This is a genomic window from Thermoclostridium caenicola, from assembly GCF_900142095.1.
GTDB lineage: Bacteria > Bacillota > Clostridia > DSM-8532 > DSM-8532 > Thermoclostridium_A > Thermoclostridium_A caenicola.
Genome location: NZ_FQZP01000010.1, coordinates 44846 through 58099, shown reverse-complemented (window position 1 = coordinate 58099; position 13254 = coordinate 44846). Strand labels below are relative to the sequence as shown.

The following is a 13254-nucleotide window of genomic DNA, read 5'->3' as shown; positions in this document are numbered from 1 at the left end:
AATGGTTTCACGGAAGGTGTCAACAACAAGATTAAAGTGATCAAACGAAATGCCTATGGGATAAGAAATTTCACAAGGTTCAGAAACAGGATACTTCATGTTATGGCTTAGCTCTTATATTCAAAATTGGCAGATGACCAAAATTGATCATCTGCCAACAAAGCATAAGCTACTTCATTTTACTAGTTCCACCCCAACAATTGACGTAGAACCTAAAAAAAGCGTCCCGTTCGGGACGCCTTTTTTGCGATTTACCGGCATCATTTGAAGGCTATGCCGCTCATGATGTTCTCAAGCGTCTGCATACCTTCATCGGTGTTGCTCGTAAGGGTGAACATGACGACAAACCCGTTTTTCATAAAGACATACATGGTCTGGTTGAGCGCAATGCCGGCCACGCTCTGCTTTGCGGATACCTTGGCAACTTCCTGACCGCCAATATTGAGATATTCAATATCCCCGGACTGTTCTACGCCCTGGGCCTTGAGTCCCTGGACGGCCATGTTCATATAAGTTTTGAGGTCCTTAATCAGGCTTCCGTACTGGCTGATGTTCTGCGCCGTGCATGCCAGGTTGGAATTGGGACCGATACTGCTGGACGGATCCTGTTCAGCAATAATAATGAGGGGAACGATCTGCAGCGTTTCCAGATCAATGGTTCCGGCTCCGGAGTCGTTTTCCAGATAGTCCAGCGCAGCGTTGAGGAGCTGGGCCAGCTGTTCCCTGGTCGCGACAAACCATCCCTCGGGGATGGGCAGGGTGAAACCAAAATAGCCGTTGGTGTAAGTGTTGCCTTCCACGGTTCCCAGCACCAGGTCGGCTTCCACTTCGCCGGTCTGTGCCGGTTCGGAAGCGGACTCGGGCGTATCGGTTGCAGGCTCTTCTGCAGGCTCTTCAGTGGGCTCCTCGGAAGCTTCTTCGGGTGTGCTCGCCGGGGTCTCCTCGGGCTCGGGAGTGGATGTATCTTCCACCTTGTCTGCAACAGCCACATCAGGGGTGTCTTCGGGTTCTTCCTTCCTCCCGCAGCCGGCAAATGCGGTAGCCATCAGCATAACTACGAGAAAGATTGCGAATACTCTCTTGATGCTTTTCATCGATTTTTCCTCCAAATAGCTTTGTTTCTCTCATGGCCACTTCTGTTTCTATAGCCCATGAATGTAATTATTACATATTTTTACTTCGAAGGCAAGTGCTTTTGGGATGGGGTTTTCCGCAACCGGTTGCGACAAAATGAACTATTTTTTCGGCCGATTCATCCTAGATTTATAACATATTTCAATAAATTCTTTCTGTATTGTTAAAATATTTCACCGAAATCTTGACATATTTTAGCCATAGCGTTAAAATTCAAACGTATCAAAATAAATTTGGGGGGGGTACTTAAGATGAAGGCTACAGGTATGATCCGAAGCCTTGACCAATTGGGCAGAATCGTCATTCCGATTGAACTGCGCAGAGTGCTGGACATAGAGATCGGTGATGGACTGGAATTCTACTCGGATGATGACGCCATTATATTGAAGAAGTATGAGCCAGCCTGCATTTTCTGTGACAACGCCCGTGACATCAGGCAGTACAAGGGTAAGAACGTCTGCGGAGAATGCTACGAACTCCTTAAAAACAAGGAGTAAAGCCATTGGTCTGTTAGGTGAGGAACGTACAGTGGATGCGACTGTACGTTCTTTGTTTTTGGGGAAATCCTGCGGCCTGTACGGGGAAATGCCTTCCCGGGAAATTCCGGGCATCCGGCCTTGACATCTGTCTGAACCTACAATACAATGAACCCACCAATTCATTCCTTTCTATGCCTAATGACTCTTCCAGGGAATTTTATGCGAACACGACTTCAGAAAGTGGGGTGTCACTGATCATGTATCGCGAACAGTCGGAAAACGGCATATCGGCCAATAAGAAGGTACTTCAGGGCATTCCGCAGAATGATGTTCCGTTGTACCCGATAAAATTCCGCCCTCTCTATAAGAACTACATCTGGGGAGGAAGAAATCTGGAGAGACTGGGAAAGGAACTGCCCGAAGGCAGGGTTGCGGAGAGCTGGGAGATATCCACCCACCCGGACGGCATGGGCATCATCGCCAACGGGCCTTTTCAGGGGCATACCCTCCAGGAGCTGATCCGTGCGCATCCCGTAGCCATCGTCGGAACAGCCAGCTATCAGGCATACGGGGAACACTTCCCGCTGCTGCTTAAGCTCATCGACGCCAACGACTGGCTCAGCGTGCAGGTCCATCCCAACGACCGTTACGCCGCCCTTCATGAAAGGGACACCGGCAAGACCGAAGCCTGGGTGGTGCTTGAAGCGGAGCCCGATGCCACGATCATCCACGGCCTCAACCGGGATATCAGCCGGGAGGAACTGAAGGCTTATCTCCAGGAAGGCAGGCTGAACCAGATCCTGAAGTACCGGCCGATCCGGAAGGGGGATGTGGTCTACATACCCGCAGGAACCATCCATGCGGCCGGCAGGGGCCTTCTCCTTGCGGAGGTCCAGCAAAATTCCAACGCGACCTACCGCCTGTATGACTATGATCGCAAAAACCCTGACGGGACTTCCAGGCCGCTGCATATAGAAAAGGCCCTGGACGCCATAGACTACGGCAGGGTCCGCCAGGACGGCTTTGTGGATGGACTTAAGGTTTGTCCGGAACCTGGCCTGTGCGTGGAATACCTGATAGCCGATCCCCATTTCTTCATCCAACGCCTGACCGTCACGTCGGAAGCCGCATGCATTGCGGACGGCCGATCCTTCCATGCCCTGATCATCCTGTCCGGCCAGGGCCAGTTGTCCTGGAAGGGCGGAACGCTTCCCTTCAGGACCGGCGAATCCATCCTCATACCGGCAGAACTGGGAAGCTACCGAATCCAAGGCCATGCCGCCATCCTGAAATCCTTCGTGGGCGACCTGACCAGGGATGTCCTGGAGCCCCTGGCGGAAGCAGGCTATTCCCCGGAAGCGATCCGGGAAAAAGTCGCCGGCTTCCAGCGTCAGGATTGACCTTTCTGTTGCATCTTCATTCGTTTATGCGATATCAAACACGCTGTTGACAGACAACAGGCCCGCTAGCTCATGGGCTGAAAAACCATCGGGCAGCTGGGCCTTTTCGACCGTGACAACCCATTCCCGGCCGGCGGTAAGATCAAAATAGTTGTCGCTGAACACAAGATCCCTGTCCGGCACCGAGAGCTCCACAAACCGGGCATACGCTTTGGACTGAAGCCTTATCACAAATGCCGCTTCGCTTTCCTCCACGCGCCAGGTTATTCCGGGATCCGAAAAATGATAATGCTTGGGCTTGACGAAGAGGCTGGTTCCCCGGGAAATCACCTGTCCTCCCTCGAGCAGCTCGTACTCCAGGTACCGGTTCATCCGCACTTCCTTAGCGGCGATTTCCTCCGCCAGATCCAGCTCGGCAATATTCCGGGCCGAAAGAGCGGGAACCTCCGCGGGTGCCGAGTCCTCCCTGACAACCGAGCCATCGTTATTCCGGATAAACCACCTGACAACCCCTGAAAAGGGTATCCTGCGTTCATTGCTCACGTTCAGAATACCCACGCCTTCCCCCAGGTCGCAGGACAGCAGGACGGGCGCAAAGAAACGTTTGGCCGCGTAATGGAGGGCCTTCCAGCGGCCATGGTAATCGATGCTGGACCAGGAGGCCACCGGCCAGCAGTCATTGAGCTGCCAGTAAAGGGCGCCCATGCACCGCCCCCTGTTCCTGCGCATATGCTCAACGCCGAAGGCGATGGCCTCCGCCTGGAGAAGCTGGGAAGCGTAAACCAGTTGGCGGAGATCCCTGGGATACCGGTAGTTCTGCGACAGATAGGCCAGTATTCTGCCGTTGGCGGTTTCATTTTTCTGGTGCCGCTCCATAACGTAGGAAAAGATATTCCTGTCCTGGGGCAGGGTAAAGCTTTCGATGGTCTTCATGGCGGGAAAGGACTGGAAGCCGAATTCCGAGCAGAACCTGAAATAATGGTTCCTGTAGTCCTCAAAGGGTTTCATGCCATGCCACACATCCCAATAGTGGGTATCGCCGCAATTGACATCCTCCGGACGCTGGAAGCCGCCGAAGCTGGATGGCGAGGACGGCCAGTAGCTGTGCTCATCGTCATGCTGGGCCAGTATTCCGGGTATCAGGCGCTCAAAAAGGTCTATATAATCGGCTCTCAGCTTGTCGTTTGCGGGTATGTCCCAGTTCACAAGGCCTGTTTCAATCTCATTGTTGCCACACCAGAGGGCCAGGCAGGCATGATGGCGCATCCGCCGGACATTGTCTTCCACTTCCCGGGCAATATTCTCCCGGAAAGCCGGGTTCAGATCATACAGGGCACAGGCAAAGGCGAAATCCTGCCATACCAGGATCCCATAGCGGTCGCAAAGGCTCAGCAGATAATCGTCAGCATAGTGTCCGCCGCCCCAGATGCGCAGCATGTTAAAATTGGCCCGTACGCAATCCCGGATCAGGCGTTCGGTCTTTTCGGGGGTACGGCGCCCCAGCAGGCAGTCTTCCGGGATATAGTTGGCCCCCATGGCGAATATCCTGACCCCGTTGACCACAAAGGCGAACTCTCTTCCCCACTGATCCCGGCCCGTGCTCAGTTCAACGGTCCGAAGCCCGATTTCATATTCCCGCTCATCCAATATCTCCTGATCCCTGATGATGACCTTCACCCGGTAAAGGGGCTGATCGCCGTAGCCGTTGGGCCACCAGAGCCTTGGGTTTTCCACCATGGTTTCAAGAACGCAGCCTTCCTGTTCAAAGCCTGTGCAGGCATGGGTTACGCTGCCGTCGGGATGCAGAATCGTCATTTCCGCCGTCAGCCGTCCTTCCCGGAAACGCTTCACCGTGATTTCCGCGGAAAGCTCAACCCTGTTCTCCCAGTGGCGCTGCCTGAAACGGACATCCTCCAGGGCTGCAATCCGGTATCCCTGGATGGCAATGCTTCTCCAGATGCCCATATCGGGCAGAACCGGTCCCCAATCCCAGCCAAACATGCAATGGGCTTTGCGGATATGCTGGTAGCCGGGCATGGTATGGGATGCACCCCACACCGGGCGTTTCCTGTCCATCTTCCGGACATAATCCACGGGAGAGGAAAACCGGATGCACAGATGGTTTTCCCCCAGGCGCAGGTAATCCTTTATGGGAAATTTGTAGGTCCTGTGCATGTTCTCAGCCTTTCCGACAGTCCGGCCATTGAGAAGGACGGTGGCCAGGGTATCCAGCCCTTCGCAGACAAGCCATACCTCGTCCTGGGAAAGCAGGGCTTCATCGGCCTCAAAGGTCCTCGAGAAAGCATAATCCTCCTCGCAGACCCTATAGGCCTCTTCTTCGTTGTCGCGCCAGAAGGGATCAGGGATCAAGCCTGCGTCCAGAAGGCTCTCGTATACGCTGCCGGGAACCTTTGCAGCCGCTACGGGCCGCCTTTCCTTTTCCAATGTCCATGTACCGTCAAGCATACGCTTCATAGCCGACATCCTTTCAAAAGGTATTTCCCATATTTCCCGCACTCAAAGAGGATTTACCGTTGATGTCGTCCGGGTTATGCAATCTCCGGAAGGCGCTGTGGGCAGTTGCAGCATGCGCAGCCCGAATGATGATATCGCCTTCCTATCATATACCACAGTGCATCAGGATATAAATCTTTATTCATCCGCCTTCCATATGGAAAAAAATTTTAATTTAGGTGTTGACACCGATATCATGTTTTGCTATTATATATTTGTAACGATTTCAAATATGTAATAATAACATAATTCATGGAGGGGTTTTTATCATGAAGAAGTTTGTATGTTCCGTATGCGGCTATGTTCACTATGGGGATGAGGCTCCTGAGAAATGCCCTCAGTGCCAGGCCTCAAAGGAAAATTTCAGAGCGGCAGTTGATCTTTCCAACCTTGAGTTTGCCGACGAGCACAAAGTGGGCATTGCGGCAGGGCTTGATCCCGAAGTCGTAGAGGGACTGAGGGCCAACTTCATGGGAGAATGCACCGAAGTGGGCATGTACCTGGCCATGAGCAGGCAGGCCGACAGGGAAGGTTATCCCGAGATAGCCGAGGCTTACAAGCGCATTGCCTTTGAGGAAGCCGAGCATGCGGCCAAATTTGCTGAGCTTCTCGGCGAAGTTGTTTCCGCCAGCACAGAGGCCAACCTGAGGACAAGGGTTGAGGCCGAGCACGGCGCAACCCAGGGCAAGAAGGATCTGGCTACAAGGGCCAAGGAACTGAACTATGACGCTATCCATGACACCGTTCACGAGATGGCCAAGGACGAAGCAAGGCATGGAAAGGCATTCAAGGGCCTGCTCGAAAGGTATTTCGGCAACAAGTAAAAATAAGACCCATATCGGCAAATATGGGCTTTCTGATAGCAAAACCGGAATGGTGTAGACCATTCCGGTTTTGCTTTTCTTCCCACGATATCAGCCCGTGCGGTTCAAGCGCTGAACAGTTGCTCGTTCCGCCCGGACATCTCAGTAACCTTTTGCTCAACAACCTCAAACAGCTCAAAGATCCTGCGGGAGCATGCCAGGGTCTCCTCCAGCAATTGCTCGGCCTCCGTCCAGCGATTCCCCCTGATGGCCGCCAGCACCTTTTCGCCCTTCCTGTGCAGTTCGTCGTGAACTTTTCCGATCTCCGACCATTCATAAGCAATGTTTTCATGTTTCACATGCAGAACATGGTAAATATGCCCGAAGGCACACTTGGTGCTGTCGGTCTGCAGGGGCTCAGGCTTCCGGTTGGCAACGATGCGTCTGAGCTTTTCTATCCACTTGCCGTGCGCCTCTTTTGCGGCATTGATGTGCGAGAGGAACTGTTCGTTGTTCATGGCATGGATACCGCCCATGACCAGATTATAGATATCCGCTGTCAGCCTGGACATATTGGCATCAATGACGGAGATGATTTTTGCCGACTCTGCCGCCGTCCGGGATTGCTCCACGATGCCCTCGGTCATGAAGGTTATGCGCTGTGTCTCCTCACTGGTGTTCTTCATGGCTTTATTGATTTCATTGGCGGCAAGGGCGATCTCATTCATGGCCGAGGCCAGATCGTTGACGCCGTTCACAGTCTCTTTCAGGCTGTTGACATTCTCATGGATGGATTTGCTGATGTCCTCAATCCTTTGCGACATCTCCATTGTGGATTCAATGGTGTTCGACATGCTCTGTCTGCCCTCGTTGGCAGCTTTCTGGATACCTTGTATAAAGCTTCTCATGCCCTCGAGGTTGTTCTTGGTGTCATCGGCCAGTTTTCTGATCTCATCGGCAACCACGGCGAAGCCCCTGCCCGACTCCCCCGCGCGGGCAGCCTCAATCGCCGCGTTCAGGGCCAGCATGTTGGTCTGCTCGGCTATCTCCTCAACGCCTGCCACAATCTCGTTCACCTTGGCGACCATTTCAACCAGGGCCTCTATCTTGGCGGACATATCGTTGGCATCTTTTATCACGTTGTCCTTGATTTGATTGATCTCCTCGATCTGTCTGATACTCCTGCCATTCAGTTCGATCAGATCCTGGGATTGCCTGGTGATCTTATTCAGCGTTTCGGTGTGGTTCTTGATGGAGTCATTGACATGATCCATGCTGGCGGTCGTCTGCTCCACGATGGCCATATTGGTTTCGCTCATCGCGGTCATTTCCTCGGCAAACTGGCTGATGGACTCCGCCAGAAACGACATGTTCACATCGAAATCGCTGAGTTTTGATATCTCGCCGAGCATTTCCACCGATGTGGAAGCCAGGGACTCCTCATTGTTCAGGAGCCTTTCAAACTCATTAAGAATGCGCTGATGGATAGGGCGTTGAACCACCGGTTTTTCGACTTGCTTGCCGCTTAATCTGGCAGTGACATAATTGATAATCAGATCAGCTTCATGACAGGCCTTGGCTCTGAGCATCCTGCATCCCCCCGCGAACGATTTAAAATGAACTGATCAACATACTTTGAGTAATTGTTTTATACCCAGATTCGCCCGGCCAATAACAGAGGATGGCCCCGGATGCTCATTGTAAGGCATCTGTCTGTTATTACAAAAAAAGCGGGCTGCCGCCCGGTTCATCTTACTTCAGGGCGGCTTTCAGCACAGCCTCCACTTTTTCCAGGGTGGGCACGCCCTCATGCAGCTTTTCCCTGCCGATATAGAAGGCCGGAACATACCAGTAATCATATTGATCCGCAATATCAGGTCTTGCGGTCTCGTCGATCCGCTCTATCTCCACAGCACGGTACTCGGGATTCTTCTCCATCAGGTTTTTGAGATATTCTTCCGCCTGTTTGCAATACGGGCATCCTGGAAGTTTGAACATGGTTACCCTTTTCATAAAGTCACCTGCCCCCTTAATAGCTTTTATAATTATATTTTCCCCAAAACAACGGGCTTGCAAGCGTTTTGCTCGGTCCGCAAGGATACCGCAGGCTTGCTGATGCAGCCTTACCGCTTTCCCCGCTCACTGGACCCTGTAACGTCCGGAATGGACAACCTTCCCGTTCCCATCAAGAATATAATAGGTAAAATCATTATATTTATACGCCCTGGCATAGCCGGTCGTGAAATCCTCCACCTCATCGTAAACCGCATCGACGACCATGTTACCGGAGGTATTGATGAATCCCCATTTTCCTCCGGCCTCCATCCGGGTCTGGACAGCTGCCAGCCCGTTCCGGAAATCCTTCGCCCAGGCGAACCGGGGTTCTATGGCGATTTTCCCGTTCCTGTCGATATAGCCGTACAGATCATCTTTCCGGAAGACGGCCAGTCCGTTGGAAAAGGTACCGAAGGCATGTTCAACGGCGGCCACAGGGTTACCTGTCTTGTCGATGATGAATTTTTCGCCGTCCTTCTCCGCGTAAGCCAGGCCTTCCCAGAAATCGCCGGCATCCGTGTACCGGGGCTCAATGGCGATGGTATAGTCGGCACCGATATAGCCAAACAAATTGTCCTGCCTGATCAGGGCCAGTCCGTCTGAAAACCGGGAGCAAATCTCATAATCCTCCGGAATGAACACCTCACCGTCGGTGTTGACAAAGCCTCTGACCACTTCCTCCCCGCGGAATGCCCATACCAGCGCCCGCCCCTCGGGCGTGAAGCTTTCGGCATACAGAAACCGGGGTTCGACGAGCTCCCGTCCCGTGGCATCAATAAACCCCCACAGGGCGTTCCCGGACTCCCAGTCGCCTTTGCATACCACCGCATATCCGTTGACAAACGCATCGGCACCGTCATATCCGGGCGGTATCACAACCTGGTTCTGCTTGTTGATATAACCATACCGCTCCCCGTCGGAAAAGATGGCCAGCCCTTCCGAGAAATATCCGGCATAGGCGTAGACCGGCTCTATGACCGTCTCGCCCCGGGGATTGAGATATCCCCATTTGCCGTCTGCTTCAAAGGGCAGCAGGACCTCATCCATATCCCGTGATAAAACCGCTTTCCCTGTCCCGGATCCGGAACAGGCACCCAGGCACAGCATGGCTGCCAGCAGGCAAAAAATCCGAAGAATACGCTTGTTCATGAACCGTCCTTCCCGTTTTCGCAAAATACGGAACAGCTTGATGAAGCCATCGCGGAAACTGCAGCGGACATCCGGCATCAGCAAGGGGCTGAAAGCCCCGAATCAGCCGAATACCGCCTCACCCAAAACTTTTCCTATGGCATCGGTGATGACCAAATCAGCCCGCTGGTCATAGGGCGTGGGGGATTTATTGATCAGGACCAGCCTGTTCCCGCTGTAGTAGTCGATGAGGCCGGCCGCCGGATAGACGGCCAGGGATGTTCCCCCCACAATCAGCATGTCCGCCTTCTGGATATGGGAGGTGGCCCTCTTCAAAATACGCATGTCCAGGCCTTCCTCATAAAGCACCACATCCGGACGGACCATTCCGCCGCATTGGCGGCATTTGGGGACTGTCTCCGGATAATCCACCACATACTTGAGGTCATAATTCTCCCCGCATTTCATGCAGTAGTTCCGGAAGACGGAACCATGGAGCTCCAGAACCTCCTGGCTTCCGGCCATCTGGTGCAGTCCGTCGATGTTCTGGGTGACCACCGCTTTCAGAATCCCCCGCTTCTCCAGTTCGGCAAGGGCCTGATGGGCCCGGTTCGGTCTGGCTTCAGCGAAGATGAGATTGTTCCGGTAATATTCGAAAAACTCCTCCGGATGGGCCATAAAAAAGGTATGGCTCAACAGTTGCTCGGGCGAGCGCCCGTATTTTGTCAGGGTTTTGTAAATCCCGTCCTCGCTTCTGAAATCGGGTATATTGCTCTCGGTGGAAACGCCGGCCCCGCCGAAGAAGACCACATAGCTGCTGCTTTCAAGCATCTCCTTCAATGCTGCCAGTTTATCTGCACTCACCGCAAACACCCCCTTCTGGCAATGGAACGCCGCATCTTTTATCCGCAGCCTTCCGGGCAGGGTATCCCGCCCCTATCATTATAGCACTTTTATCCTGTACAGCCCGTCCATTCCGGGGAATAACAGAAAAGGCACCGATAGGGGTTGCTATCAGTGCCTCCGTCATTGCCCGGCGCTAAACGGTTTCCTTCACCAGCGGGTTGCTCCAGTCCCTGCAGAGCACAATGGCCTGATCCTCGGGCATCGGCTTGCTGATGAAATAACCCTGAGCCCGATGACATTTTCGCTTGATAAGGTACTCTATCTGCTCTTTCTTCTCAACGCCTTCTGCCAGGACCACAAGGCCCATCTTGCGTCCCATCATGACAATGGTATCGATAAAGCTTTCACCGATTTGGCCCGTGCTGATGCTGTCGACAAAAGACTTGTCGATTTTCAGCGTATTGATGGGCAGCTGCTTGAGCGAGCTGAGGGACGAAGAACCCTTTCCGAAATCGTCCAGGGCGATCTTCACGCCGGCCTCCTTCAGCTGGAGCAGCCTTGTCCTGATGGTCTGATAAGACTCCACCAGAATCGACTCGGTGATCTCCAGCTCCACCTGTTCCGGCTTAAGCCCGGATTCTTCAATGGTGTTCAGGACCATATCCACAAAGTTTTCCTGGAGCAGCTGGAGTATGGACACATTAACGGCTATCATCATATCCCGATAGCCCATATCATTCAGCTTTTTAAGGAACATGCAGGCATTTTTGAGGACCCACTGGCCGATGGGAATAATAAGATGGGTCTCCTCGGCAATGCCAATAAAATCCAGAGGCGGGACAAACCCCAGTTCAGGATTCTGCCAGCGGAGGAGGGCCTCAAACCCTGTAATTCTGCCATCCAGGATATCCATCTGGGGCTGGAAGTACAGGAAGAACTCATTGTTGTCCATGGCACCCCGCAGGTTCTTCTCAATCTTCATCCTTTTCTCAAAGGCGATTTGTAGATCCTTATTATATATAAAGTACTTGTTCTTGCCGGTGGCCTTGGCCCGGTACATGGCCAGATCCGCATGCCGCAACAGTTCCTCGGTATCGGTTCCATGATCCGGATAGATGGCAATGCCAATGCTCACGGTGACATATAACGTACTTCCGCCTATGGTAAAGGGCTTGGCAAAGCTGTGAATGATCTTCTGGGCGAAATCTTCCACCGCCCTGATGCTTCTGGGAGAGCAATAACAGATGATGAACTCGTCACCGCCCAGCCTGTAGATGGTCTGATTCTTTCTCAATATGGCCGACAGCCTTTTGCCCATCTTGACAATCAGCTTGTCACCATTGGTATGACCCAGCGTGTCATTGATAAACTTGAAATTATCGGAATCCACATACAGGAGCGCGCACAGCTCGTCTTTTCTGGTCTTGATGATTTCCTGCATGTTCTCAAACAGGGACAGCCTGTTGGGAAGCCCGGTCAGGGAATCATGATAGGCATTCTGGCGGAGCTTTTCCTGGATGTCCTTCATTTCCTCATACTTGACGCTCAGCTCACCCTGGGTGGCAAAAAGCTCCTCATAGGTGGCTTCCATTTCCTCATAGCTTTCCTGGAGCTTCTTTTCGGCCACTTTCAGACGCCTGACATAGATGACCAGGACAACGATCAGAACGGTGAGGATGATGATTACGCCCAATACAACCAGGACTTCCAGCTTGTATTCGTCGAAAAAGGAGAACGGACTGTTGATGACTTCACTGTTTGGGTCTATCCGGTCGAGGGGAATGCCGAACCGGGCCAATTGCTTGTAATCATAGATCGTTCTCACGGTTTTTTCCCGGGATACGGGTATGTCGGAGGCGGATTCCCCGTTCAGTATGCGCAGAGCGATCCTGGCCGCATGCTCTCCCTGCAGCCGGCCGCTCAGCATGCTCCCGCCTATTGCGCCGTGCCCTATGGTGAAATCATACAGGTGGAAAACAGGCACCTTGCTCCGCTGGCTGATCATATGGCACAGCTGCTCAAAGCTCATGCTGTTTCCGTCCTTGTCGGAATAGAAAGAGACGATGTAGATGGCGCTGTCGGATTCGATGCGCTCAACGGTATCAAAGATCTCCTTGTAGGTCATGTTGTTGAGGCTGATGCCCTCGATGTCGGGCCTGATTTTCTTCAGCGTGGAAAGGGCAAGTTGCCCGGAAGACATGCCGCTTTCGGTCGTGTCATAAAGGATATAGATCTTTTTCAGGCCGGGCATGGCTTCAATAGCCAGCCGGACCGTGTCACCGGGATCAACCTGTTCAAGGATGCCCGTCACATTATCATGTCCGGATACGATGGCGTCCATTCCCATCTCATTGACACCGCAGAACACCACCGGCGCATTGGAAAACAGCTCCGCCCGGTTCTTCAGGGCAAACTCCAGGGCGGCATCATCCGAGGTGATGATCACATCGAGCTGCCGATCCCTGTACTTGTAGCGGTAATACTCCGCCAGGCGCCTGAGGTTGTCCTCGTTGGGGTAGTTCTTCCAGTCCATGTATTCGACGGAGATATTCAGGATATAATCGGATTCATGGAGGGTATCGAGAATCCCGCCGACGATCTCGCGGGTCCATGTGAAGCTTTCATGATAGGAGTTCAGGATAAGCACATGCTTTTGCTCGTCCATTGGGCGCGCATGGGCAGAAACCATGACAAACATGGCAAGCATTACAAGGAGAATAGCAAATATCAAGATATGTCTAGTCCCTATCCTGAAACTCATATCATCACCATAATCAACATAAATCATCTTTTTTTGCACTTCTCTGTGTCTTTATCTTTTTATCTCTATGCAGATAATTCACACAGGCATATGCCAATCATTACAAGAAGCCATGAAATTTTTACCACAGTTTT

11 protein-coding genes are annotated in these 13254 nt (G+C 52.6%); 4 read left to right on the top strand and 7 right to left on the bottom strand.

The features are described 5' to 3' along the window. The coding region (locus tag F3H12_RS04715; RefSeq protein ID WP_149677403.1) for a transposase at positions 1–111 on the top strand (111 nt) is incomplete at its 5' end. Positions 112–260: 149 nt separating this feature from the next. Here the strand turns inward: F3H12_RS04715 and F3H12_RS04710 are convergent. After that, complete coding sequence (locus F3H12_RS04710) at positions 261–1094, bottom strand: hypothetical protein (protein WP_149678206.1); 834 nt, start codon at positions 1092–1094, stop codon at positions 261–263. 291 nt (positions 1095–1385) lie between these two features. On the opposite strand from F3H12_RS04710, the gene F3H12_RS04705 reads away from it, so the two are divergent. Both F3H12_RS04705 and F3H12_RS04700 read left to right on the top strand, forming a co-directional pair. Further along, a complete protein-coding gene (locus tag F3H12_RS04705) occupies positions 1386–1631 on the top strand; it encodes an AbrB/MazE/SpoVT family DNA-binding domain-containing protein (RefSeq protein WP_149678205.1) in 246 nt (81 codons plus the stop codon). A gap of 239 nt (positions 1632–1870) precedes the next feature. Further along, positions 1871–3013 carry a type I phosphomannose isomerase catalytic subunit gene (locus tag F3H12_RS04700; protein ID WP_188118383.1) on the top strand — a complete coding sequence of 381 codons (1143 nt, stop codon included), beginning with the start codon at positions 1871–1873 and terminating at the stop codon, positions 3011–3013. A gap of 24 nt (positions 3014–3037) precedes the next feature. Here F3H12_RS04700 and F3H12_RS04695 read toward each other — a convergent pair whose 3' ends face one another. Then, a complete protein-coding gene (locus F3H12_RS04695; RefSeq protein WP_188118382.1) occupies positions 3038–5488 on the bottom strand; it encodes a beta-mannosidase in 2451 nt (816 codons plus the stop codon). A gap of 308 nt (positions 5489–5796) precedes the next feature. Here F3H12_RS04695 and F3H12_RS04690 point away from each other — a divergent pair, with 308 nt between their 5' ends. After that, complete coding sequence (locus tag F3H12_RS04690; protein WP_149678202.1) at positions 5797–6351, top strand: NADH peroxidase; 555 nt, start codon at positions 5797–5799, stop codon at positions 6349–6351. 104 nt (positions 6352–6455) lie between these two features. On the opposite strand, the gene F3H12_RS04685 is transcribed toward F3H12_RS04690, so the two are convergent. The 5 genes from F3H12_RS04685 to F3H12_RS04665 form a co-directional block, all read right to left on the bottom strand. Continuing rightward, on the bottom strand, positions 6456–7919 hold the full coding sequence (locus F3H12_RS04685) for a methyl-accepting chemotaxis protein (protein ID WP_149678201.1): 1464 nt from the start codon (positions 7917–7919) through the stop codon (positions 6456–6458). A gap of 163 nt (positions 7920–8082) precedes the next feature. Then, on the bottom strand, positions 8083–8343 hold the full coding sequence (locus tag F3H12_RS04680; protein WP_149678200.1) for a glutaredoxin family protein: 261 nt from the start codon (positions 8341–8343) through the stop codon (positions 8083–8085). Between the two features lie 126 nt (positions 8344–8469). Next, on the bottom strand, positions 8470–9534 hold the full coding sequence (locus F3H12_RS04675; RefSeq protein ID WP_188118381.1) for a WG repeat-containing protein: 1065 nt from the start codon (positions 9532–9534) through the stop codon (positions 8470–8472). Positions 9535–9636: 102 nt separating this feature from the next. Continuing rightward, the gene (locus tag F3H12_RS04670; protein WP_149678198.1) at positions 9637–10377 is read right to left on the bottom strand and encodes an NAD-dependent protein deacylase; all 741 of its coding nucleotides are present in this window, start codon (positions 10375–10377) and stop codon (positions 9637–9639) included. A gap of 175 nt (positions 10378–10552) precedes the next feature. After that, a complete protein-coding gene (locus tag F3H12_RS04665; protein ID WP_188118380.1) occupies positions 10553–13090 on the bottom strand; it encodes an ABC transporter substrate binding protein in 2538 nt (845 codons plus the stop codon). Between the last annotated feature and the right edge of the window lie 164 nt (positions 13091–13254).

What these genes read in the sequence shown, in the direction of transcription:
- F3H12_RS04685 (WP_149678201.1), bottom strand. Translation starts at nt 7,919, where the DNA reads ATGCTCAGAGCCAAGGCCTGTCATGAAGCTGATCTGATTATCAATTAT.
- F3H12_RS04705 (WP_149678205.1), top strand. Translation starts at nt 1,386, where the DNA reads ATGAAGGCTACAGGTATGATCCGAAGCCTTGACCAATTGGGCAGAATC.
- F3H12_RS04710 (WP_149678206.1), bottom strand. Translation starts at nt 1,094, where the DNA reads ATGAAAAGCATCAAGAGAGTATTCGCAATCTTTCTCGTAGTTATGCTG.
- F3H12_RS04680 (WP_149678200.1), bottom strand. Translation starts at nt 8,343, where the DNA reads ATGAAAAGGGTAACCATGTTCAAACTTCCAGGATGCCCGTATTGCAAA.
- F3H12_RS04700 (WP_188118383.1), top strand. Translation starts at nt 1,871, where the DNA reads ATGTATCGCGAACAGTCGGAAAACGGCATATCGGCCAATAAGAAGGTA.
- F3H12_RS04695 (WP_188118382.1), bottom strand. Translation starts at nt 5,488, where the DNA reads ATGAAGCGTATGCTTGACGGTACATGGACATTGGAAAAGGAAAGGCGG.
- F3H12_RS04690 (WP_149678202.1), top strand. Translation starts at nt 5,797, where the DNA reads ATGAAGAAGTTTGTATGTTCCGTATGCGGCTATGTTCACTATGGGGAT.
- F3H12_RS04675 (WP_188118381.1), bottom strand. Translation starts at nt 9,534, where the DNA reads ATGAACAAGCGTATTCTTCGGATTTTTTGCCTGCTGGCAGCCATGCTG.